Source organism: Sutterella sp. KLE1602 (assembly GCF_001578585.1).
Taxonomy (GTDB): Bacteria; Pseudomonadota; Gammaproteobacteria; order Burkholderiales; family Burkholderiaceae_F; genus Sutterella; species Sutterella wadsworthensis_A.
On sequence record NZ_KQ968520.1, the window covers coordinates 1 to 22,130 of the forward strand.

A 22,130-nucleotide genomic window follows, 5' to 3' on the forward strand; every position below is an offset into this window, starting at 1 on the left:
TGGCTATGAGGTTGCCACTGCCGGCCCCTCTCGGAACTCTCACCCGTTAGAACGTGCCCATGCTGAGCACACAAGGAAAAGGCCCGCAGATCGACATGATGTGCGGGCCTTTTTCCGTACCTTTCCCGAGCCCTCCCTGCATTGAGGAAGGTGGCGCCCGGCCTACTTCGGCATGCCGACCACGACGTTCATGATCGGCACGGCTCCCTTCGGGAGCGAGAGCGCCTGTGCAAGTCCGTCCACGTTCATCGTGGCGCGCGGCACGCAGGCAAGCCCCGCCGCAGAGCAGTAGAGAAGTGCATTCTGAACGGCAATGCCCGCGTCAACTGCGGCCATCTGGGCGCCGCGCTCTCCGGGCAGCTTGGTCAGATCGCCCACATAGACGAGTGCCAGCGGCGCCGTGTTGACGAAGTCCTGCTGCATCGCGACGAGCGGCATCAGGTTTTTGTCCGTGAGCTTCACGAGCTCGTGCCCTTCGTGCCTGTAGGAAAAGGCCCCCTTGGCGGTCACGACGTAGACGCCGATTTCCTGGAGGTTGAGCGCCGTGGGCGCCGTTCGGCGTCCGTCGGGACGATTGACGCCCGCCGTCGCCCAGAGAAGATTGGAGAGATCCGCGCCCGTCAGGTCCTTCGCCGCGTACTCGCGAGTCGAGTGACGGTTCTTGAGCGCCGTCATCAGCGAGCCCTCCATGGCGAGGTCGGGTTCAGCGAGCCTGACCGTTTCGGACGCCTGGGCCAGTGCGGGAAGCATGGCCGCAACCGAGCCCAGCACGATGATGCCCGTCTTTTGCATAATTCGGTTCCTCCTTTGCAAGAGAGATGTTTTCACCGAATGAGACTAGCACCGCGCCCCGTCCGAGCGCAAGATTCGAAGCGGTCAGGCCGCCTGCCGGAACTTGAAAAAAGGCCGGCGGAAATGAAAAAAAGGACCTGTACAATGCTGTACAGATCCTTTCTGAATTCTCGTGGTGCCGGAGAAGAGATTCGAACTCCCGACCTTCGCATTACGAATGCGCTGCTCTACCAGCTGAGCTACACCGGCCACCATCTGTCAGTCGCTCGGAGCAAGTCGCGTTCGACTGAGGATTTGAATTATGAGGGACTTCATTCGCTTTGGCAAGAGCGAATTACATTTCGTTACATTACCCCGCGGAAGGCTGCTTTTGGCTTGCATGCCGCAACGATTCCCTCGTCCGAGCAGGCTCCCGTCATGGGCTAAAATCAAAGTTTTGGCTCCACGGCTCAGAAGGACCGACATGGCATCCCTTACTTTTGAAGCGTCTCTTCCCCATCCCGACGACACCGACAAGCTCGGCGCCCGTCTTGCCGACGCCGTCTCGAAGGAAGCGGGCGCGGTTGCCGGGCACGGTCTGGCCGTGCGCCTTGAGGGCAACCTCGGTGCAGGCAAGACGTCGCTCGTTCGCGCCATGCTGCGCCGCCTCGGCTTTGCCGGCCCCGTGAAGAGCCCCACCTTCTCGCTCGTCGAGACCTATCCCGTCGCGGGCCTCACGCTCAATCACTTCGACTTCTACCGCTTTGAGGAGCCCGAGGAGTTCGAGGATGCGGGCTTTCGCGACCTCTTCGGTCCGGGCTTCGTGTCCGCGACCGAATGGACAGAAAAGGCGTCGCCCTACGTGCCCGACGCGGACCTCGTCATCGAGCTCGCCCTCGAGGGTCTCGGCCGCCGCGCCGTCCTGAAGGGACTCACCCCGCTCGGCGAAGCGCTCGTCGCCCACGTTTTGGAGGCGGGCGAATGATCGACCGACGCCGCCTCGTGCTCGGCTCTGCGAGCACGCTCCTTCTCAGCCTTGCGCCGTGGCAGATCGCCAGAGGCGCCCGCATGGTCGACGTTCGCATGTGGCCCGCCGAGGAGTACACCCGAGTCACGCTCGAGTACGACTCCCCGCTCAACTTCAAGTACTTCTTCGTCCGCTCGTCGAAGCCGCTGCGCCTCGTCGTCGACATCAAGGGGCTCGAGCTCACCGTCGCGCTGCAGAAGCAGATTGCCGCCGTCAAGCCCGACGATCCCTACATCGCCGCCATGCGCATCGGGCAGTTCCAGCCCGACACGGTCCGTCTCGTGATGGACCTCAAGACCGACGTCAAGCCCGAGGTCTTCCAGCTCCAGCCCTTTGCGAACTACAAGTACCGTCTCGTCTTCGACATCTATCCCGCGCATCCGACCGACGAGATCAGTCGTCTGCTCAACGGCCTCGAGGAAGGTAGCGAGGCACCCGACGGCGACCCGCTCGGCTCACTGCTCGCAGGCCTCGACAAGGGCGCGGCCGAATCCCCCGTCAAGCCTCCCCTCGAGGAGCCTGAGCCGAAGGAGCCCGTCCGCCCCTCCAGACCATCCAAGCCGAAGAAGCCCTCGAAGTCCATCAAGCCCAAGCTCATCATCGTGGTCGACCCCGGCCACGGCGGCGAGGACCCTGGCGCCATCGGCCGCGGACGCAACCGAGAGAAGACGGTCGTGCTCCAGATCGCCAAGCGCCTCGCCGCGCTCATCAACGACGATCCCGGCATGAAGGCCATCATGACCCGCAACACGGACCACTTCGTGAGCCTCGGCGGCCGCGTGGCCATCGCCCGCCGCGCCAAGGCGCACCTGCTCGTGAGCATTCACGCCGACGCCTGGATCAAGGCCAGCGCCCGAGGTTCGAGCGTCTTCTGCCTTTCCGAACGCGGCGCAACGTCCGCCGCCGCCCGCTGGCTCGCCAAGAACCAGAACGAGTCCGACCTGATCGGCGGCGTCAACATCGCCAGCGTCGACCGCCAGGTAGCGAGCGTGCTCGTCGACATGACCTCGAGCTGGACCATCAGCTACAGCCTCGGCCTTGGCGCCTCCGTCCTCAATGAGATGAAGAGCGTCAACCGCCTGCACAAGAAGCACGTCGAACAGGCGGGCTTCGCGGTCCTCAAGGGTCAGGGCATTCCGTCGATCCTCGTCGAGACGGCCTTCATCTCGAACCCGACCGAGGAAAAGCTCCTCATCAACGGCAGGCACCAGCAGAAGATCGCCCAGGCCATCTACGATGGCATCCGCAAGCAGGTGGCCGCGAATCCGTCCCTGCTGACGGGCTGACGGGAGGACGCGTTTTTTGTGTCCCTTCGCCCCTCAGGCAGGGATAAACCTCTTTCCCTAGACGCATTGTCCCTATACAATGCATCTGATCAGTTTCGGGCGGCCCGAAGACGGCCCGCAAGGCCTGCGCCGCCCTTTTGTTTTTCCCTTTCATCAGATTCGGAGTTCATCGTCATGGCACTCGTCTCCATGCGTCAGCTGCTCGATCACGCCGCCGAAAACGGCTACGGCGTTCCTGCTTTCAATGTCAACAACCTCGAACAGGTTCAGGCCATCATGGCCGCCGCGAGCGAAGTCGGCGCCCCCGTAATCATGCAGGCCTCCGCCGGCGCCCGCAAGTATGCCGGCGAGCACTTCCTTCGCCATCTGATCTCTGCCGCCGTCGAGGCCTATCCGGACATCCCCGTGTGCATGCATCAGGACCACGGCCAGAGCCCGTCCGTCTGCCAGGGCGCCATCCGCATGGGCTTCACCTCCGTCATGATGGACGGCTCCCTCATGGCCGACGGCAAGACGATCTCCACCTACGACTACAACGTCGAAGTCACCCGTCGCGTGGTTGAAATGTCCCACTGCATCGGCGTCTCCGTCGAAGGCGAACTCGGCTGCCTCGGCTCCCTCGAAACGATGAAGGGCGACAAGGAAGACGGCCATGGCACCGACGCCGTCATGACGCGCGAACAGCTCCTCACGGACCCGGATCAGGCCGCCGACTTCGTCAAGGCCACGCAGCTCGACGCCCTCGCCATCGCCATCGGCACGTCCCACGGCGCCTACAAGTTCACGCGCAAGCCCACCGGCGAAACGCTCTCCATCCAGCGCGTCAAGGAAATCCACGAACGCCTGCCGAACACCCATCTCGTAATGCACGGCTCCTCCTCCGTTCCGCAGGAATACCTCGCCACGATCCGCCAGTTCGGCGGCGACATGCGCGAAACGTACGGCGTGCCCGTCGAGGAAATCCAGGAAGCCATCAAACACGGCGTGCGCAAGGTCAACATCGACACGGACATCCGTCTCGCCATGACGGCCGCCACCCGCCAGTACCTCTTCGAGAACCCCTCCAAGTTCGACCCGCGCGACTTCCTGAAGGTCGCCCGCAAGGCCGCCACGGAGCTCTGCAAGCAGCGCTACCTCCAGTTCGGTTGCGAAGGCATGGCCTCCCGCATCAAGCCGCTCCCGCTCGACGTCGTGGCCGCCCGCTACGCCGACGGCACGCTTCGCCAGAACGTGCTCTAACCGAGAGTCCGAATTGATCGGCTGAACCACACGTCGCCCGCCCGACCACGCGTCAGGGCGGGCGCGCTTTTACCCAATTGCGGCGTAAAGCTCCGTTCAGGGCGGAGATATAAGAGCGCGGACGAAGCTCGTTAGCCTGTAGGGATTCTGAGAAAAACTCTCAGGCTCAAGTGAATTCGGAACGATCTAAAAAGCTGGCGCCGAATCAGCAGCAGGAATCCACCGAAGTGATCAGCAGCGCAAGCTGCTGACTCAGTAGAGAATCTCTGTCGTTCACGGCGGAGAGAACGTCAACTGCATCATGACCACACCCAACTCCCAAGACAAGAACGCCACGGACCTCAAGGGCAAGAAGGGCCTGCGCCGACTCATCAACGCCACGGGCTACTCCATGAAGGGCCTCTCGGCCGCCTACAGGAACGAGGCCGCCTTCCGCGAGGAGGTACTCCTCGCCTGCGTGCTCATTCCCTGCGCGCTCCTGCTCGGCCTACCCGCCGTCGAGACGGTGCTCCTCATCGGCTCCGTCCTTCTCCTGATGCTCGTCGAGATCCTCAACTCCGCCATTGAGGCGGTCGTGGACCGCATCGGCCCCGAGCTTCACCCCTTGAGCGGACGCGCCAAGGACCTCGGCAGCGCAGCGGTCTTCATCGCGATGATCATCCTCGGCGTCACCTGGCTTCTGATCGCAGCGCCTGCGCTCTGGGCGTTTTTGGCAGGCTGACCAAACATTGCCGATCCTCATGCCGACCTAGCCAAATCTACTAGTCAAAAAGCGTAGTGAACGGATGATCGGCATTACAATGACGGCACCACATTTCAGTTAACCATCTCTCAAAGGGAGATTTCAACATGGCTGGTCTTTCCCAGATCAACATTCCCTCCTTGAAGAAGCTCTACTCCGGCAAGGTGCGCGATACGTTCGCCGTCGGCGATGACAAGCTGCTCATCGTCGCGAGCGACCGCATTTCCGCATTCGACGTCATTCTGGGCGACCCGATTCCGGGCAAGGGCAAGGTGCTCACCTCTCTCACCGACTTCTGGTTCAAGCAGCTCGAAGGCGTCTGCCCGAACCACCTCACCGGCATTGATCCCGAATCCGTCGTCAAGCCTGAGGAAGTGCCTATGGTCAAGGGCCGCTCCTGCGTCGCCATGCGCCTCAAGCCCATCCTGATCGAGTGCGTCGCCCGAGGCTACCTGATCGGCGGCGGCTGGAAGGACTACTGCGCCACCGGCTGCGTCTGCGGCATCAAGCTTCCCGAAGGTCTCCAGATGGGCCAGAAGCTCCCCGAACCGATCTTCACGCCGGCCGCCAAGGCCGAAGTCGGCACGCATGACGAAAACATCTCGTTCGAACGCGTCGTCGAGCTCTACGGCGAGGAAATCGCCGAGAAGATCCGCAGCTACACGCTCGAGCTCTATCGCCGCGCCTCCGAATACGCCGCCACGAAGGGCATCATTATCGCCGACACGAAGTTCGAGTTCGGCATTGACGAGGAAGGCACCATCCGCCTGATGGACGAAGTGTGCACGCCCGACTCCAGCCGCTTCTGGCCGGCCGACCAGTACAACGTCGGCGTCTCGCCCCCGAGCTACGACAAGCAGTTCATCCGCGACTGGCTCGAAGCCCAGCCCTGGGACAAGACCCCGCCCGCTCCGAAGGTTCCGGACGAAGTCATTGAAAAGACTTCCGACAAGTACCGCGAAGCCCTGCGCCGCCTTGCCGAAACGGACATCGAACAGTAATCCGCATCCCCTGTGATGCCCCTGAAAGGACCGACAGTCTTCATGCCTGCCGGTCCTTTCTTGTCTATACTCATAGATTCTGAGGAACGAGAGGAAAGCACGGCTTTCCTGTCGTTCTTTTATGTTTTTGTTTTTTGATTTTTACAGCGAGGTTTTCCAATGACTGACGCCGTTAAGCCGATCGTCGGCATCGTGATGGGCAGCAACTCCGACTGGGAGGTGATGAAGAACGCCGCCGAAATGCTCAAGGCATTCGACATTCCGTTCGAAGCCCGCGTCGTGAGCGCTCACCGCATGCCCGACGAAATGTTCGACTACGCCGAAACCGCCCGTGACCGCGGCATCCGCGTCATCATCGCGGGCGCAGGCGGCGCCGCCCACCTGCCCGGCATGATCGCCGCCAAGTGCACGATCCCCGTCTGCGGCGTGCCCGTTCCGTCCAAGTACCTCCGCGGCCAGGACAGCCTCTACTCCATCGTCCAGATGCCCAAGGGCGTGCCCGTCGCCACCTTCGCCATCGGCGAAGCGGGCGCCGCCAACGCCGCGCTCTACGCCGCCCAGATCCTCTCCGTCACGGACGCCGGCCTCGCCCAGAAGCTCGCCGACTTCCGCGCCGCCCAGAACGCCAAGGCCCGCGCCATGGAACTCCCGCTCTAACGAGGAAATTCCGTCATATGAACGCCAATGAAGTGCTGATGCCGGGCGAAACGCTCGGCCTGATGGGCGGCGGCCAGCTCGGCCGCATGTTCGCCCAGGCCGCCGCGACGATGGGCTACCACGTCGCCGTGCTCGAACCCGGCAAGGCCTGCCCCGCGGGCGAAGTCTCCCGCGAGCAGATCGAAACGAAGTACGACGACGTGGCCGGCCTCGCCGCGCTCGCAGGCAGGGTGAAGGCCGTCACGACCGAGTTCGAGAACGTCCCCGCCCCCTCGCTCGAATACCTCGAGAAGGCGGGCCTGCGCGTCTGCCCGCCGTCCGCCGCCGTCGCCGTCACCCAGGACCGCAACGTCGAGAAGCACTTCGTCTCCGAAGTGGCCGGCGTGCCCGTCGCCCCGCATGCCGCCGTGCGCAGCGAAGCCGACGTCGACGCCCTCGACGCCTCGCTCCTGCCCGGCATTCTCAAGACCGCCCGCCTCGGCTATGACGGCAAAGGCCAGGCCCGAGTCGCCACGATCGAGGACGTCCGCAAGGCCTTCCGCGACTTCGGCGGCGTGGACTGCGTGCTCGAAAAGCGCCTCTCCCTCAAGCTTGAGGTCTCCGTCATCGTCGCGCGCAACTCGCACGGCGAAACGGCCACGTTCCCCGTTTCCGAGAACTTCCACCGCAACGGCATCCTCGCGGTCTCCGTCCTTCCCGCCCGCATCGACGAGGATACGGCCTCCCGCGCCCGCGGCTATGCCGCCAAGATCGCCCAGGCGCTCAACTACGTCGGCGTCCTCTGCGTCGAGCTCTTCATCCTTGAAGACGGCACGATCCTCGTCAACGAGCTTGCTCCCCGTCCGCACAACTCCGGCCACGCCACGATCGACGCGTGCGTCACGAGCCAGTACGAACAGCAGGTCCGCACGATGGCCGGCCTTCCGCTCGGCTCCACGGAGCAACACTCCCACGCCGTGATGCTCAACATCCTCGGCGACGAGTGGTTCGACGAGGAAGGCGTCAAGCGCGAGCCCGACTGGGCCGGCGTCACCGCCATTCCCGGCGCCAAGCTCCACATCTACGGCAAGGCCGACGCCCGCCGCGCCCGCAAGATGGGCCACGTGACCTGCATCGGCAGGACCGCCGAAGAAGCCATGGAGCGCGCCCGCGAAGCCGCCCGCATCCTTCATCTTCCGGAACCGAACTGAGATGACCCAGACTCCTCCCGTCGACGAAGTCAGAATCGCCGAAGCCGTCCGCGTCCTTGAGGCGGGCGGCCTCGTCGCCATGCCGACCGAAACTGTCTACGGCCTCGCCGCCGACGCCGACAACGAATCCGCAGTGCTCTCCACCTACGCGGCCAAGGGCCGCCCGGCGGACCATCCGCTGATCGTCCACGTCGCAGGCATCGACGCCATCTCCCACTGGGCCGAGGACGTTCCGCCCGAAGCCTGGCTGTTGGCCAAGAAGTACTGGCCGGGCCCGCTCACGCTCGTTCTCAAGAAGAAGGCGCGCTGCGGACTCTGGGTGACGGGAGGACAGGACACGGTGGCGCTCCGCTGCCCGTCCCATCCCTGGGCTCATGCGCTCATCTCGGCCTTCTCGGGTCCGACCTGGCGCGGCCTCACGGCGCCTTCGGCCAACACATTCGGGCGCATCAGCCCGTCGTGCGCCGCACACGTCGCCGAAGACCTCGGCGTCAAGCCCGAAGGCAAGCTCGACATGATCCTCGACGGCGGCAGCTGCGAGTTCGGCATCGAGTCCACGATGATCAACCTCTCGCAGGGACGCCCCACGCTCCTGCGCCACGGCGTCGTCACCCGCGAGATGCTCGAGGAGACGCTCGGCTTTGCAGTGCCCGACGCAGGCAAGGATGCGCCCCGCGCCTCCGGCCGCCTCAAGAGCCACTATGCACCCCGCACTAAGCTCGAGCTCGTGTCCGCCGAAGCCCTGCCCGCCCGATTCGCCGAAATGGGCGCCGCTCCGGTCGCCGTCATGGCCTCCGGCGAGGTGCTTGACCGCCTCGAGGGCACGCCCGTCCTCGCGATCAAGGCCCCCGCCGACCTTCACGGCTACGGACGCGACCTCTACGAAAACCTGCACAGGCTCGACCGCGCAGGCGCCGAACGCATCCTCGTCGAACTGCCGCCCCAGTCGCCCGACTGGGCCGCAGTCAACGACCGCCTCGGCCGCGCCGCAGCCTGAGGAGAACGCGACATGAACAAGATCTACGGCATCAAGAACTGCGGCTCCGTCAAGAAGGCCCTCGAATGGTTCGTCGCCCGAGACCTCCCGTTCGAGTTCCACGACTTCAGGAAGGAGGGGATCGATCCCGTCCTCCTTGACGAGTGGATCGCGAAGACCTCCTGCGACGTGCTCCTCAACCGCAAGGGCCTGCTCTGGCGCAAGCTTGACAAAGCCAGACGCGAGGCTGTGTGCGACAATCCCGAAGGCATGCGCGCCCTGATGCTCGAGAACCCCGTCATCATCAAGCGTCCCGTGATCGTCCATCCCGACGGCAGCGTGACCGTCGGCGTTGACGAGGAAGCCTGGGAAAGGCTCGCCGGCTGACGCGAGCCACCGACAATCCGAACGACGGCCGCCGGCAACGGCGGCCTTTTTTCTGAAAGATGCATAAGTCGACATTGGAAACCCACCACCAGCCGATCATGCCCGTGCTGGCGCTCGTCCTCGCCACCTTCTTCTGGGGGAGCTCCTTCATCACGGTCGGCTCCGCGCTCGAGTACACGAACCCGCTCACGCTCGTGATGCTCAGGTTTGGCGTGGCCGCCTTCTTCGTCCTGCTCATGCTCAAGGGGCGGATTGCGGACATTCCCAAGCGCACCTGGAAGGCGGGGGCGGCCTGCGCCTTCCTCATCTATCTGGGCTACACGACGAACGCCGCGGGCCTCATGACCCTGCAGAGCTCCGAGTCTGGCTTTCTCACGGCGCTCTACGTGCCGATCACGCCGCTTCTCGTCTGGGTGGTCTTCGGCAAGGCGCCCACTAAGGGAGCCGTCTTCGGCGTGATGATGGCGTTTGCGGGCCTCGTCCTGCTCGCCAACCCCTTCACGCTCAGCTTCTCGAACAACTGGGGCGAGTGGGTCACGATTCTCTCGGCCCTCATCTCCGCTGTCGAAATCATGGTGGTGGGCCGCGTCGCGCCGGGCACTCAGGCGAGGCAGCTCGCATTCACCCAGCTTTTCTTCACCGCCGTCTTTGCAGCCGTCGGCCTGGCCGTCGCCACAGCGGCAGGCGTCCCGCTCAAGGAGACGACCTTCAACACGACGGTGGTGGGCGGCATCCTCTGGCTTGCCGTCATCGTCGCCTTCGTGCAGGTGCTGCTCTCCTGGGCGCAGCGCTACGTACCTGCGAGCCGCGCGGCCGTCATCTTCGCCATGGAGAGCGTCTTTGCCGCCATCATCGGTTGGTTCGCAGGCGAAAGCCTCGGAACGGCGGGCATCATCGGCGGCGTCCTGATCGTGGGCGGCATTCTCTGCGGCGAAATCAGGCTTCCGCGCAGGAAGGCCGCACCCAAGGAGCTTTCGTCATGACGGACACCCGTCCCGTCGGCATTCTCGACTCGGGCTTCGGAGGCCTCTCCGTCGCCCGCGCCGTCGCCGAGCTGCTTCCGCAGGAAAACCTCGTCTACGCCGCCGACTGCGGCTTCGCCCCCTGGGGCGACAGAACGGACGACTTCATTCTCGAGCGCACGCATGCGCTCGTCTCACACCTTCTCAGGAAGGACGTGAAAGCCATCGTCATCGCCTGCAACACGGCCACGGCCGTCTGTGCGGAAAGCCTGCGCGCCGAGCTCTCCATGCCCGTCGTGGGCATCGAGCCCGCCGTGCTTCCCGGCGCCCGCACGACCAGGACGGGCATCATCGGCGTGATGGCGACGACGAAGACGCTCGCAAGCGCCAAATACCGCCACCTCAAGTCCATCGCCCCCAAGGAGGTCAGGATCATTGACTGTCCGTGCCCCGGCCTCATGGACTGCGTGGAAGCGGGCGAATTCCGCACGCCGCACACGATGGCCCTTCTCAGGGAGTACGTGGAGCCGCTCGTCGAGGCGGGCGCCGACACGCTCGTTCTCGGCTGCACGCACTATCCCTTCCTCTCCGATGCCATCCGCCTCACTGCGGGACCGGGCATCAGGCTCATCGATCCCGCCCCCGCCGTCGCGCGTCAGCTCAAGCGCCGCCTTGACGAGCCGGGCCTCCTCAACGACACAAAAAAGGCGCCCGCGCGCATCTTCTGCACGACGGACGCCAATGAGGCGCGCGAGCGCATTCTCAGGCTCCTCTGGACGGACAACGCCGTCCTGCAGAAGCTCGACGGGAGCGTCAGGCCCTGAGGGCCAGCTCCGGAACTTCAGGCGCCTTGAGATACTCCTCGAGGCGCCCTCTCATTTCGCCGGGAATCGGACGCTTGACGACGGCGTCGCCCTCGCGTGCGGCGCAGACCGCCGTCTCGATGCAGGCGAGCCTGCATTCGTCGCCCGCGTGGATCGTCATGGCGAAGCGCACGGACGTCGTGCCGATGCTCTCGATCCACATGCGCAGCACGCAGTCATCCCCGCATCGGCTCGGAGCGCAGAAGTCGCACCGGATCCCCGCGATCGGGAACCCGTAGCCCTCGACGAGGCTCTCCTCGTAGCTCAGGCCCGCACACTCGCGGAAGAAGTCCTCCATGGCGTTGTTGAGCATCACGAAGTACTGGGGATGGTAGACGATGCCCGCCGGATCACAGTGGTTCCAGCGAATGCGAAGGGGCTGCTCAAAAACCTTTCCGCTCATGACGCCACCTCATCGATGTGCAACGGAGCGCAGGACGGCGCGCACGGGACTGGCCTCGACGCCCTCGAGCTTGAGGGGCAGCGCAATGAGCTCGTAATCGCCCGCCTCGACCTGGCTCAGGTCGAGGTTCTCGATGATGGAGATGCCGCCCTGAAGGGCCACGCGGTGCGAAAGCAGGAGCGTGCTGTCGGCGGGGTCGATGCTCGGGGTGTCGAGCCCTATGAGCATCACGCCCGACTCGAGGAGCATGCGCACGGCGCCGGGAGAGACGGACCTGAAGTCCTCCGTCCAACGCTCGGGCGCGGTCCTGCGGGTCTTGATGAGGACGCGCTCGTGGAAGCAGGCGCTCGAGAGTTCCTCGCGGCTGACGGGCTCTGTCGTGTCCGCACCGCTCAGGTCGATGACGCGGCAGCGGCCGATGAAGCGCTCGAGCCTGAGCGTGGCGACGTCCACGGCGCCGCTGTCGAGATGCATCGGGGCGTCGACATGCGCGCCCACGTGCGGCGACATGTGGATCGTCGAGATGTTGGCAACTCCGCCGTCGTTGATGCGCTCGTTCCAGAGGACCTGGAACGGCGTGTCGCCCGGGAATACGGGCGCTCGGGTGCTTACGGAAGGGGAAATGTCCCAAAGGCTGCGCATGCAGTGGCCTCCTGAATGTTCTTGTCTTCGTAGCATAATATTCTGCGTGTCCGGCCGCACGTTTTCCAGCCGGCAATGTCGGAGATTTACGCCGTGAATGAAAGTTTCTTCAAAATGATCCTGTCGCGCCACTCCCTTGGCGCCAAGCATCTCGTCATTCCCGCCCCTGACGTGGGCGCCCTGCGTCTGGCCGTGACGGCCGCCTGCCGCGTGCCCTGCCATCAGGAGACGCTTCCCTTCCGCTGGGTCGAGATCTCCTCCCGCGACCGTCTCGCCGACCTCTTCGAATCGGTTCTGCCTGCGGACGCCGACGAGGAGATGCGCGCCAAGGCCCGCGGCAAGGCCCTGAAGGCGCCGATGTGCATGGCGCTCGTGGGCACGGGCCTCTCCCCCGACTCCCAGGACCGAGACGCCGACGAACGCCTGATGACGGCAGGCGCCTCGCTCATGAACTTCCTTGCAGGCCTGCATGCCCAGGGCTTTGCCGCGAAGGCAGTCTCCGCCAAGGACTTCCCCGCCCCCGACGGCCTTTACGATCCGACCTGCGAGCGCCTGCTCTGCTTCGTGCTCGTGGGAACGCCCGACACGCCCGTCAACTATCAGGACATAGGCATGGGCAACGACGAACGCCAGCCGCTCTCCCGCTGGTAGGACGTCAGCGCCTGAGCCCGGCGGCGCGCATGCCGTCGAGCGAGGCCAGGATGTCCAGAAGCGTGCGCGGCGCATCGCCTTCGGCATCGTCGCCCGCCAGCACGTAGGCGGGCACGCCGCTGCGAACGGCGCGCATGACGAGGGATGCAATCAGAGTGCGGGTGACGGGGTCGCCCGCACTTTTGCTTTCCGGGTCCCTCACGAAGACAGGCGAAAGCGGGCCCGAACGATGCCAACGCACGAAGAGCGGCCCCGAAAGCCTCCAGTCGGGATCCGAGGGATCCTGCGCGTCGCAGGCGGCAAGCGCCCGCATCTGGCGCTGCAGTCCGGGCATGCCCTCATTGAGTCCCATCACGGGCCTGATGCCGAAGTTTCTCAGGAGCGCCATGAGGCGCGGCGTGAGCAGCGTCGGATTTCTCACCTCGAAGGCGAGCACGGGGGCGGCGTCCGCAGAGCCCAGCTCCCGCACCAGCCCCTCTGCGAAGGCACCCAGCTCCTCCACGGCCTTCTGCCTGCCCTGAAGCGTCTTCATCTGCGAGGACGGATAGGGCCCGAAGTCGAAGAGCACGCCGCCGAGCTTCTCGCCGAGTCCGTCCGTGCAGCTTCTCACGAAGGCTGCGGCGGCCGCCACGTTGAGGAACTCCCTGTTGAGGCCGCCTGCACGGCCGCGTCTGTCGTGCACGAAGACGCTCGTCACGAGCGCGGGCGCGCGCACGATGAAGCGGAAGTCGGCGGGAACGGCGGACGCCAGAACGGCAAGCTCCGCCTGTGAATGGGGATGGAGGTATCCGCGCTCGAGGCAGACGCAGCCCAGCCAGGGCGTTCGCGCGAGCACGGACAGGCCGTCTAGTCCCTTCATGCGGAGCGCGCCGCTCGAGGCCGAGTATATGGTGCCGCGCCAGTACGGCCGCCCGAAGCCGAGCGTGCCCAGACGCACGAGCCTCGAAAGACGTGCCGAAGCCTCGAGCACGCTCCTGCGGGGCGGCTCGCCCGAGACGGGCGCGTCCGGACGCGGCGCATCGTCAAAGAGCGGCTCCCTGCTTCTCTCAATCATCGGCTTGCCCTTCATCATGGCGTTTTCGTCCTGACATGCTCTCGCGTACGTGCGTCCTGACATCGCAGGCATCCCAGCGAGGGCACTCAGACGACCTCTTTTTTGGTAGCATTGAATGATATTCGCGGCCGCGTTCGTCTCCCGTACATCCGTACGCCGCAGGCCTGCTCAAGCGATATTAATTGAAATATGCCCATCACTGATAGTTCCGAAGAGAAGGCCATGAAGAAGGACCTGACGCAGGAGGAAATCCCCGTCTGGGTCGTCGACGACGAGGTCCGCTATTCGATCCGCTTTGCTCTTGCGACGCACGGCATCGATGCACGCACCTACGCCAGCGGCGAAGACTTCTTCAACCTCGTCGAAACGGACCAGCCCGGCTGCCTCGTCGTCGACCTGACCATGCCCGGCATGAGCGGCCTCGAGGTTCTGAAGCGCCTTCGCGATCTCGACAGCCCCATCAAGGTCATCGTGCTTTCCGGCCACGGCACTATCCGCATGGCCGTCGAAGCCATGGAGAACGGCGCGATCTCCTTCATGGAGAAGCCCGTCGATCCCGACGACCTTCTCGTGAAGATCAACGCCGCACGAGACGCCTCCCTTCTCGAGGTCTGCAAGACGCGCGTGCGCCACATGCTCCGCCAGTTCTCCAAGCGCGAGACACAGATCTTCGATCTGGTCTGTCAGGGCCTGAAGAACGGCGAGATCGCCGAAAAGCTCTTTCTTTCGACGCGAACGGTCGAATCTCACCGCGCCAACATCACGAAGCGCCTTGAAGACCGCGCGCCGATCGGCATCCTCTACGAACTCGCGCGCACCAAACTCGACACGAGCCCCGTGCAGTTCTGCAAGCTCCAGCCCGCCCGCGGTAAGCAGAGCAAGAAGAGCGAAGAGAAAAGCGAGAAGAAGGCCAAAGAGAAGACCGAGGACTAACCTCCCCCTGCCTCACAGAGGTTTTTGCGCCAAATTTCCATGAAAAAACGGGAGTCCGCAAACGGACTCCCGTTTTTTTTCATTCGCGGCTGCCCCGCTCCGATCAATCCTTGAAGAGCTCGTGCGCGAGCTTCATCGGACAGAACTTCGGGCCGCACATGCTGCAGAAGTGAGCCTTCTGGGCGGCGGCCCCGGGAAGCGTCTCGTCATGGAAGGCACGGGCCCTGGCGGGATCCACGGCAAGGGCGAACTGGTCGGGCCAGCGGAATTCAAAGCGGGCCATGCTCATGAGGTGGTCGCGCAGGATCGCACCGGGCACGCCTCGAGCGATGTCGGCCGCATGGGCCGCGATGCGGAATGCGGCCATGCCCTCGCGCACGTCATTCGCATCGGGAAGGCCGAGATGCTCCTTGGGCGTCACGTAGCAGAGCATCGCCGTGCCCGCCCCCGCGATCATGGCGCCGCCGATGGCGGCCGTGATGTGGTCGTAGCCCGCACCGACGTCGCTCACGAGCGGCCCGAGCGTGTAGAAGGGCGCGTCATCGCACCACTCGCGCTCATTGAGCTGGTTGAGCTCGACGCCGGGCATCGGAATGTGGCCGGGCCCCTCGATCATCACTTGCACGTCGCGAGCACCCGCCCTGCGGTTGAGCTCCCCGAGCGTCCTGAGTTCGGCGAACTGCGCCGCATCGTTGCCGTCGTAGAGGCTGCCCGAGCGCAGGCCGTCGCCGAGCGAGAGCGTCAGGTCGTAGTGCGCCGCAATGTCGAGGATCTCGTCAAAGTGCTCGTAGAGGAAGTTCTCCCTGCCGAAGGCCTTCATCCACCTGGCCATCATGCCGCCTCCTCGGGAGACGATGCCCGTCAGGCGGCTGCGCGTAAGCTCGACGTGGGGCAGGAGGAGCCCTGCGTGGATCGTCATGTAGTCGACGCCCGCCCTGGCCTGGTCCTCCAGGACGTCCCTGAAGATCTCCCAGGAGAGCGCGAGCGGATCGCCGCCTGCGCGCTCGAGCGTTTCGTAAAGCGGCACGGTGCCGACGGGCACGGGCGAGCCGCGCAGGATCATCTCGCGGGTCTCGCGGATGCACCTGCCGGTCGAGAGGTCCATCACGGTGTCCGCGCCTCTGGCGAGCGCCTCCTGCATCTTGCGGCCTTCCTCGCGCCAGTCGGAGGACGAGGCGGAAGTGCCGACATTGGCGTTGACCTTGGTGGCGAAGTGGCGGCCGATGACGGTGGGCTCGACCTCGGGATGCGTGAAGGCGGCGGGGATGACGGCCTGTCGGGCAGCCACGCGGGCCCTGACGCGCTCGCCCGTCCAAGGCTCGACGCGTTCGAGAAGCGGCATGAGCCTGTCGCGCACGCGCTCAAGTCCCGGCTCGGAGAGCGAGGCGGCGAAACCTTCGAAATTGGCGTTTTCGCGTGCGGCCGCATAGGCCATTTCAGGCGTCACGACGCCCGCTCGCGCGGCGGCGAGCTGCGTGGGGCTGCCAGGTTCGGGGCGCTCGCGGCGCACGAGCTCGACCGTCTCGCCCGCATCGGCGGCGCCGTAGCCGCCCGTGACGTCGGTCATGAAGAAGTCGGGATTCCTGCCGCCGCCGAAGCATTCGGGCGTGTCGGAAAGCCTGATGCGGCGCAGAGGGACGTCCTCGCCCGCCTCGCTCCTCACGAAGAAGCGTTCGCCAGCGGGACGCAGGTCAGGATTGGAATGGAAGTGGTTGTGCATAATCGCGCTCCAGAAGAATTGAAGTGAGGGCGCGACCGGCGAAGAGAACGGTGCCGTGGGCCTTCCTTCGAAGGCCGGATGTCGATTTGTCCGCAGCGTTTCCCGACGCAGGTCTGAACCTGATCCGGTGCGACGGGTGTTTCTCAACCGGCCCCTGAAAGGCCGATACCCCGAACGCGCAAGTCCGATTGTAGGGCAAAAAGAGGCGTCATCCCGCAGGAACACGCCTGCTGAGGACACTTTTCCCTGCACGGTGCCCCCGTGCCGAAGACGGCCCGTCGGGAAGACGCACGCGAAACGGACTGCTAAAATACAAGGATTGCCTTTTGTCCGTTCCGCCCGCCGCTCCCTGCGGCCCCTCCTGCGCAGCGGACGCCGTTTTTTCTTTTTTCACCCGAGGTTTTCCGACATGGAACTGAATCCCCTTACCGCCCTCTCCCCGATCGACGGCCGCTATGCCCGCCAGACCGACGCGCTTCGCGACATCTTCTCCGAATGCGCCTTCATGAACGCCCGCGTTCGTGTCGAAGTGGAGTGGCTCATCAGTCTTTCCGAAGCCGGCTTTGCTGAACTTCCGCACCTCAGCGACCACGGCAAGGCCTTCCTGCGCGGCCTCGCCGACAACTTCTCGCTCGCCGACTGCGAAGCCATCAAGGAAATCGAAAAGACGACGAACCATGACGTGAAGGCCGTCGAGTACTGGATCAAGAACCAGGTCGCCCACGACGAAGAGCTCAAGTCCGCCTCCGAGTTTGTGCACTTCTCTTGCACGTCCGAGGACATCAACAACACGAGCCACGCCATCATGCTCAAGCGCGGCCGCGAAGCCCTCGCCGACTACCTCCAGCAGATCCATGACACGATCGCAGGCTTCGCCCACCAGTGGGCCGAAATCCCGATGCTCTCCCGCACGCACGGCCAGACCGCCTCTCCGACGACGGTCGGCAAGGAATTCGCCAACGTCGCCGTGCGTCTTGAACGCGTGATCGAAGCCATCCGTGCCGTCAAGATCTACGCCAAGATGAACGGCGCCGTCGGCAACTACAACGCCCACCTCGTCTCCTATCCGGAATACGACTGGGAAGCCCACTCCCGCAAAGTCGTCGAGGAACGCCTCGGCGTGACGTTCAACACGCACACGATCCAGATCGAGCCGCATGACTACATGGCCGAGCTCTTCCACCAGATCGAACGCGCCAACACGATCCTCATCGACTTCGACCGCGACGTCTGGGGCTACATCTCCATGCACTTCTTCAAGCAGAAGCTGCGTGAAGGCGAAGTCGGCTCCTCCACGATGCCGCACAAGGTCAACCCGATCGACTTCGAAAACTCCGAAGGCAATCTCGGCCTCGCCAACGCCGTTCTCGATCATCTCGCCGGCAAGCTCCCGATCTCCCGCTGGCAGCGCGACCTGACGGACTCCACCGTCCTGCGCAACCTCGGCGTCGCCTTCGGCTACTGCTTCATCGGCTACAACGCCCTGACGCGCGGCCTCGGCAAGCTCCAGGTCAACGAGCAGGTCATCGCCGCCGACCTCGACAACGCCTGGGAAGTCCTCGCCGAAGCCGTTCAGACCGTGATGCGCCGCTACGGTGTGCCGCATCCGTACGAGCAGCTCAAGGCCCTCACCCGCGGCAAGGACGGCATCACCAAGGAAACGATGCGCGAATTCATCTCCAACCTCGACATCCCCGCCGATGCCAAGGCCTCCCTGATGGAACTCACGCCCGCCACCTACATCGGCAAGGCCGTCGAACTCGCCCGCCGCTGCTGATCCGCTTGAGATCCGCCTGCCAAGGGACCGTCCCTTCGGACGGCTCTGAATCCTTAGGCAAAAGCCCCGCTCGTCATTGAGCGGGGCTTTTCTTTTCATGCGCGCCCATCCGACAAGAACGCGAAAGCCCCGCTCGATTGAACGGGGCCTTGCGCGCTGTCTCTCAGGTCGTTCGAGGGTTCTTATTCGACACGGCCGAGCAGGCAGTATTCCATGATGGCCTTCTGGGCATGCAGGCGGTTTTCTGCCTCGTCCCAGACGACGGACTGCGGACCATCGATGACGTCGGCCGTGACTTCCTCGCCGCGGTGGGCGGGCAGGCAGTGCATGAAGACGGCGCCCTGATTGGCGGCGGCCATGGAGTCGGCGTTGACCTGCCACTTGGCGAAGGCCTCGCGGCGCACCGCGTTCTCCTCCTCGTAGCCCATGGACGTCCAGACGTCGGTCGTCACGAGATCGGCGCCGCGGCAGCATTCGACGGGATCGTCGAAGACCTTGAGATGGTCGCCCGCAAGCGTCAGGGCGGGATCAAGCTCATAGCCCTTGGGGCTCGAGAAGTGGAGCTTGAAGCCGAGCAGCTTGGCGGCCTCGATCCAGGTGTAGGCCATGTTGTTGGCGTCGCCCACCCAGGCGACGGTCTTGCCGGTGATCGGACCGCAGTGCTCCTCGAAGGTGAGGATGTCGGTGAGGATCTGGCAGGGATGGTATTCGTTCGTGAGACCGTTGATGACGGGCACCCGACTGTGAACGGCCATGTCGTCAAGACGGTCCTGGCCGAAGGTGCGCATCATGATCAGGTCGCCCATGCGGCTGATCACGCGGGCCGTGTCGGCGATGGACTCGGAGCGGCCGATCTGGGAGCCCTGGCTCTGCAGATTGACGACGTTGCCACCAAGCTGGTAGAAGCCCGTCTCGAAGCTAACGCGGGTACGCGTGCTCGCCTTTTCGAACACCATGATGAGCACCTTGCCTGCGAACGGTTCATATCGCTTGCCCGCCTTCAGGTCCGCCTTGATGACCTTGGCGCGGTCGATCATGTAGCGAAGGGTTTCACCGGAAAAGTCGCTGAGCTTCAGAAAATGGCAGGGCACGTTGCTACTCCTAAGAAAAATGTACGTTGCGACATCGTCGCAGCGCACATTCTTGCAAGAAGAAGCGGGGCCTTCAAATTTAAGTGAACGCCTCTTGAGGATTCGCCAACCGATTAGGGGGTTGCATATAGCGGGCGTTCTTTTGGCGACAAAAGCACCCCTCGGGGCGCCCTGCGGGCGCTAGACGATGATGGCCGCAGCCTTCACCTGCGCGTAGAGGCGCGTGCCGACGGCGATGCCGAGTTCGTCCGCCGAGCGACGGGTGATTCGCGAGAGAATGCGGCAACCGCCCGCCTCGAGCGTGAGCATGACGTGGCTCTCGCCCTCAACGCCTCGCATCCCGATGACGACGGCGGGCAGCACGTTTCGGATCGAGGTGTCCCTCGGTTCGCTGAGCGCCACGCTCACGTCGCGCGCAAGAATCCTCAGGCGCGCGGCCTCGCCCACGTTCCTGCCCGCATCGGGCACTTCGAAGGCCGTCTCACCCGCCGTCACGACCGCCGTGCACCACATTTCGCTCCGCTCGGTCACGACGCCCGAAAGGACGACGGAGGAGCCCTGCTCGCCCTGTCCGGGCCAGCGCTCGAGAAGCACCTCCTCAAGCGGCCCCTCGGCGACGATCCGCCCGTTTTCAAAGCAGATCACCTGATCCGCAAGGCGGGCCATTTCGTCGGCCGAGTGAGTAACGTAGAGCATGGGAACGGAGAGCTCGTCGCGAAGACGCTCGAGCCACGGCAGGATCTCCTGCTTGCGGTTCCAGTCGAGCGCCGCGAGCGGCTCGTCCATGAGAATGAGATCGGGCGTCATCAGCAGCGCACGCGCGATGGCCACTCTCTGGCGTTCGCCGCCGGAGAGAAGCTGCACGCGGCGCCGGAGAAGATGCCCGATGCCCAGGAGCTCCACTGCTTCCGAGAAGCGGGCGAGCCCCCCACGGGCATCCTTGTGTCTGAGGCCAAAATGGAGATTGCCCTCGACATTCAGATGCTCGAATAAACTCGCTTCCTGAAAGACGTATCCCAAGCGGCGCTCCCAGGCCGGGACAAAGATATTCCTGGCATCGTCCTGCCAGACTCGGTCGGCGACGACGACCCTGCCGCCCGCACGCTCAAGGCCCGCCGTGCATCGCAGCACGGTGGTCTTGCCGCAGCCCGAGGGTCCGAAGAGCACCGTGATGCTCTTGTCGGGAATCTCGAACGAAACGTCAAGGCGGAAGTCCGTTCCGCGGTCCAGATTCAATGTGATCCTGCCGCTCATCGGGTCCTCCCTTCCTTGCGGTTGAGCAAGTTGAGGGACAGAAGAACGAAGAAGCTGAAGACCAGCATGCCGCCCGCAAGAACGTGCGCCTTGCCGTACTCCATCGCTTCAACGTACGTGTAGATTTCGGTTGAGATGACCTGCGTCGATCCAGGGATGTTGCCGCCGATCATGAGCACGACGCCGAATTCGCCGATCGTGTGTGCAAAGGTCATCAGGGTGCCCGTGATGATGCCGTGGCGCGCCAGCGGCAGGATCACGCGGAAGAAGGCTTCGAAGGGGCGGCAGCCGAGCGTTGCCGCCACCTCCATCGGCCTTGGGCCTATGGCCTCGAAGGCCGTGACGACGGGCTGGATCATGAAGGGAAGCGAATACACCACCGAACCGATCACGAGACCGGTGAAGGTGAAGTTGAGCGTTCCCAGCCCCAGGGCATCCGTCACCTGCCCGATCGGCCCGTTGGGCCCGAGGGCGATGAGGATGTAGAAGCCCAGGACGGACGGCGGCAACACCAGAGGCAGGGTCACGACCGCATTCATCGGCGCGCAGAGCGCGCTCCTGCCTTTCACGAGCCACCACGCAAGCGGCAGTCCGATGATGAGGAGAATGACGGTCGTGACGGCCGCGAGCCTCAGGCTCAGCCACACGGGGCCGAGTTCAATCCATGTCAGCATGACTTACCTGACCGTGCCGTAGCCATAGGCTTCGCGGATGGCGGCGGCTTCATTGCTCGTCTTCAGGTAGTCGAGGAAGCGCTTGGCGCCGGCGTTCTTCTCGCCTGCCTTGAGCTGGACGGCATCCTGAAGGATGGGCTTGTAGAGGTCCTGCGGAACGACCCAGCCGGAGCCGCCCGTGAAGGCGCCGTTCTTGAAGCACTGGGAAAGCGCAACGAAGCCGATCTGGGTGTTGCCCGACTCCACGAACTGGAAGGTCTTGCCGATGTTGTTGCTGACGACGAACTTCGGCTCGACGGCCTCCTTCATCTTGAGAGCGTCGAGCGCCTGAAGGGCGGCCTCGCCGTACGGAGCGAGACGAGCGTCTGCGACGGCGACCTTCTTCACGGTGGGATGGAGAAGGGCCTTCTGGTCCTTGACGAGTGCGGCGTCGGAGGACCAGAGGACGAGCTTGCCCACGGCATACGTGAAGGTAGTGCCGGCAACGCCGTGGCCTTCCTTGACGGCCTTGGCGGGTGTCTTGGCGTCGGCGGCGAGTAGCACGTCGAACGGAGCGCCGTTCTTGATCTGTGCGTAGAAGGCGCCCGTGGCGCCGTAGGACACGACGAGCTTGTCGCCCGTGGCCTTTTCATAAAGCGGAGCAAGCTCCTTCATCGGAGCCATGAAGTTGGCGGCAACGGCGACGCGGACTTCTTCGGCGGCAACAGCGCAGGCAAGGCCTGCGAGCATGAGGGCGGCGGCAAGCTTCTTCATCTGCATGATTTTTTCTCCATGGGCGGTGTTGAACCGCATTAAGCTAAGATTGAGTGTAGGCCTTGACGGCTCCGCTA

The 22,130-nt window shown here is 64.3% G+C and carries 23 protein-coding genes, 1 tRNA gene and 1 riboswitch; of the genes, 14 read left to right on the plus strand and 10 right to left on the minus strand.

Annotation, left to right across the window (positions count from 1 at the left end):
- Positions 1–162: 162 nt before the first annotated feature.
- Both HMPREF3036_RS04035 and HMPREF3036_RS04040 read right to left on the minus strand, forming a co-directional pair.
- Complete coding sequence (locus tag HMPREF3036_RS04035) at positions 163–792, minus strand: nitroreductase family protein (RefSeq protein WP_005437281.1); 630 nt, start codon at positions 790–792, stop codon at positions 163–165.
- Positions 793–965: 173 nt separating this feature from the next.
- A tRNA-Thr gene (locus HMPREF3036_RS04040) sits at positions 966–1,041 on the minus strand.
- Between the two features lie 214 nt (positions 1,042–1,255).
- Between HMPREF3036_RS04040 and tsaE the strand changes: the two genes are divergently transcribed.
- The 11 genes from tsaE (at position 1,256) to murI (ending at position 11,062) form a co-directional block, all read left to right on the plus strand.
- On the plus strand, positions 1,256–1,756 hold the full coding sequence (gene tsaE, locus HMPREF3036_RS04045; RefSeq protein ID WP_005437274.1) for a tRNA (adenosine(37)-N6)-threonylcarbamoyltransferase complex ATPase subunit type 1 TsaE: 501 nt from the start codon (positions 1,256–1,258) through the stop codon (positions 1,754–1,756).
- Positions 1,753–3,084, plus strand: a complete 1,332-nt coding sequence (locus HMPREF3036_RS04050) for an N-acetylmuramoyl-L-alanine amidase (protein WP_005437272.1) — start codon at positions 1,753–1,755, stop codon at positions 3,082–3,084. Before tsaE ends, HMPREF3036_RS04050 begins: the two co-directional genes overlap by 4 nt.
- Positions 3,085–3,258: 174 nt before the next feature.
- On the plus strand, positions 3,259–4,323 hold the full coding sequence (fba, locus tag HMPREF3036_RS04055) for a class II fructose-bisphosphate aldolase (RefSeq protein WP_005437271.1): 1,065 nt from the start codon (positions 3,259–3,261) through the stop codon (positions 4,321–4,323).
- 301 nt (positions 4,324–4,624) lie between these two features.
- A complete protein-coding gene (locus tag HMPREF3036_RS04060) occupies positions 4,625–5,044 on the plus strand; it encodes a diacylglycerol kinase (protein WP_005437270.1) in 420 nt (139 codons plus the stop codon).
- Between the two features lie 128 nt (positions 5,045–5,172).
- Positions 5,173–6,066, plus strand: coding sequence for a phosphoribosylaminoimidazolesuccinocarboxamide synthase (locus HMPREF3036_RS04065; protein ID WP_005437269.1), 894 nt, complete (start codon positions 5,173–5,175; stop codon positions 6,064–6,066).
- A gap of 159 nt (positions 6,067–6,225) precedes the next feature.
- Entirely contained in the window at positions 6,226–6,723 is a 498-nt protein-coding gene (purE, locus tag HMPREF3036_RS04070) for a 5-(carboxyamino)imidazole ribonucleotide mutase (RefSeq protein ID WP_005437268.1), read from the plus strand.
- 17 nt (positions 6,724–6,740) lie between these two features.
- Positions 6,741–7,913: a 5-(carboxyamino)imidazole ribonucleotide synthase gene (locus HMPREF3036_RS04075; RefSeq protein ID WP_005437267.1), complete on the plus strand. Its 1,173-nt coding sequence runs from the start codon at positions 6,741–6,743 to the stop codon at positions 7,911–7,913.
- Between the two features lies 1 nt (position 7,914).
- Entirely contained in the window at positions 7,915–8,910 is a 996-nt protein-coding gene (locus HMPREF3036_RS04080) for an L-threonylcarbamoyladenylate synthase (RefSeq protein WP_062331812.1), read from the plus strand.
- Between the two features lie 12 nt (positions 8,911–8,922).
- Positions 8,923–9,276 carry a Spx/MgsR family RNA polymerase-binding regulatory protein gene (locus HMPREF3036_RS04085; RefSeq protein ID WP_005437265.1) on the plus strand — a complete coding sequence of 118 codons (354 nt, stop codon included), beginning with the start codon at positions 8,923–8,925 and terminating at the stop codon, positions 9,274–9,276.
- Between the two features lie 59 nt (positions 9,277–9,335).
- On the plus strand, positions 9,336–10,259 hold the full coding sequence (locus HMPREF3036_RS04090) for a DMT family transporter (RefSeq protein WP_062331816.1): 924 nt from the start codon (positions 9,336–9,338) through the stop codon (positions 10,257–10,259).
- Positions 10,256–11,062: a glutamate racemase gene (murI, locus tag HMPREF3036_RS04095; protein WP_005437249.1), complete on the plus strand. Its 807-nt coding sequence runs from the start codon at positions 10,256–10,258 to the stop codon at positions 11,060–11,062. Before HMPREF3036_RS04090 ends, murI begins: the two co-directional genes overlap by 4 nt.
- On the opposite strand, the gene HMPREF3036_RS04100 is transcribed toward murI, so the two are convergent.
- Together HMPREF3036_RS04100 and HMPREF3036_RS04105 are read right to left on the minus strand one after the other, a co-directional pair.
- Positions 11,052–11,504, minus strand: a complete 453-nt coding sequence (locus HMPREF3036_RS04100) for an acyl-CoA thioesterase (RefSeq protein WP_005437247.1) — start codon at positions 11,502–11,504, stop codon at positions 11,052–11,054. The genes murI and HMPREF3036_RS04100 overlap by 11 nt on opposite strands.
- A 9-nt stretch (positions 11,505–11,513) precedes the next feature.
- Positions 11,514–12,146: a cyclase family protein gene (locus HMPREF3036_RS04105; protein WP_005437246.1), complete on the minus strand. Its 633-nt coding sequence runs from the start codon at positions 12,144–12,146 to the stop codon at positions 11,514–11,516.
- Positions 12,147–12,239: 93 nt separating this feature from the next.
- Here HMPREF3036_RS04105 and HMPREF3036_RS04110 point away from each other — a divergent pair, with 93 nt between their 5' ends.
- Positions 12,240–12,797 (plus strand): nitroreductase family protein, encoded by a 558-nt coding sequence (locus tag HMPREF3036_RS04110; protein ID WP_147645397.1) that lies wholly within the window; start codon positions 12,240–12,242, stop codon positions 12,795–12,797.
- Between the two features lie 4 nt (positions 12,798–12,801).
- Here the strand turns inward: HMPREF3036_RS04110 and HMPREF3036_RS04115 are convergent, their stop codons facing one another.
- Positions 12,802–13,869: a DUF72 domain-containing protein gene (locus HMPREF3036_RS04115; protein ID WP_005437243.1), complete on the minus strand. Its 1,068-nt coding sequence runs from the start codon at positions 13,867–13,869 to the stop codon at positions 12,802–12,804.
- Between the two features lie 204 nt (positions 13,870–14,073).
- On the opposite strand from HMPREF3036_RS04115, the gene HMPREF3036_RS04120 reads away from it, so the two are divergent.
- Positions 14,074–14,784, plus strand: a complete 711-nt coding sequence (locus tag HMPREF3036_RS04120) for a response regulator transcription factor (protein ID WP_062331818.1) — start codon at positions 14,074–14,076, stop codon at positions 14,782–14,784.
- A gap of 103 nt (positions 14,785–14,887) precedes the next feature.
- Here the strand turns inward: HMPREF3036_RS04120 and thiC are convergent, their stop codons facing one another.
- Positions 14,888–16,504, minus strand: a complete 1,617-nt coding sequence (thiC, locus tag HMPREF3036_RS04125; protein WP_062331821.1) for a phosphomethylpyrimidine synthase ThiC — start codon at positions 16,502–16,504, stop codon at positions 14,888–14,890.
- Positions 16,505–16,587: 83 nt separating this feature from the next.
- Positions 16,588–16,687, minus strand: a riboswitch (TPP riboswitch).
- Positions 16,688–16,913: 226 nt separating this feature from the next.
- Here thiC and purB point away from each other — a divergent pair.
- A complete protein-coding gene (gene purB, locus HMPREF3036_RS04130) occupies positions 16,914–18,281 on the plus strand; it encodes an adenylosuccinate lyase (RefSeq protein ID WP_005437238.1) in 1,368 nt (455 codons plus the stop codon).
- 182 nt (positions 18,282–18,463) lie between these two features.
- Here purB and argF read toward each other — a convergent pair whose 3' ends face one another.
- The 4 genes from argF to modA form a co-directional block, all read right to left on the minus strand.
- On the minus strand, positions 18,464–19,372 hold the full coding sequence (gene argF, locus HMPREF3036_RS04135; RefSeq protein ID WP_005437237.1) for an ornithine carbamoyltransferase: 909 nt from the start codon (positions 19,370–19,372) through the stop codon (positions 18,464–18,466).
- Positions 19,373–19,552: 180 nt separating this feature from the next.
- Positions 19,553–20,626 (minus strand): molybdenum ABC transporter ATP-binding protein, encoded by a 1,074-nt coding sequence (gene modC, locus HMPREF3036_RS04140; protein WP_062331824.1) that lies wholly within the window; start codon positions 20,624–20,626, stop codon positions 19,553–19,555.
- Positions 20,623–21,300 carry a molybdate ABC transporter permease subunit gene (modB, locus tag HMPREF3036_RS04145; RefSeq protein WP_062331827.1) on the minus strand — a complete coding sequence of 226 codons (678 nt, stop codon included), beginning with the start codon at positions 21,298–21,300 and terminating at the stop codon, positions 20,623–20,625. The genes modC and modB overlap by 4 nt, the downstream gene beginning before the upstream one ends.
- Positions 21,301–21,303: 3 nt before the next feature.
- Positions 21,304–22,059 carry a molybdate ABC transporter substrate-binding protein gene (gene modA, locus HMPREF3036_RS04150; RefSeq protein ID WP_082897346.1) on the minus strand — a complete coding sequence of 252 codons (756 nt, stop codon included), beginning with the start codon at positions 22,057–22,059 and terminating at the stop codon, positions 21,304–21,306.
- Between the last annotated feature and the right edge of the window lie 71 nt (positions 22,060–22,130).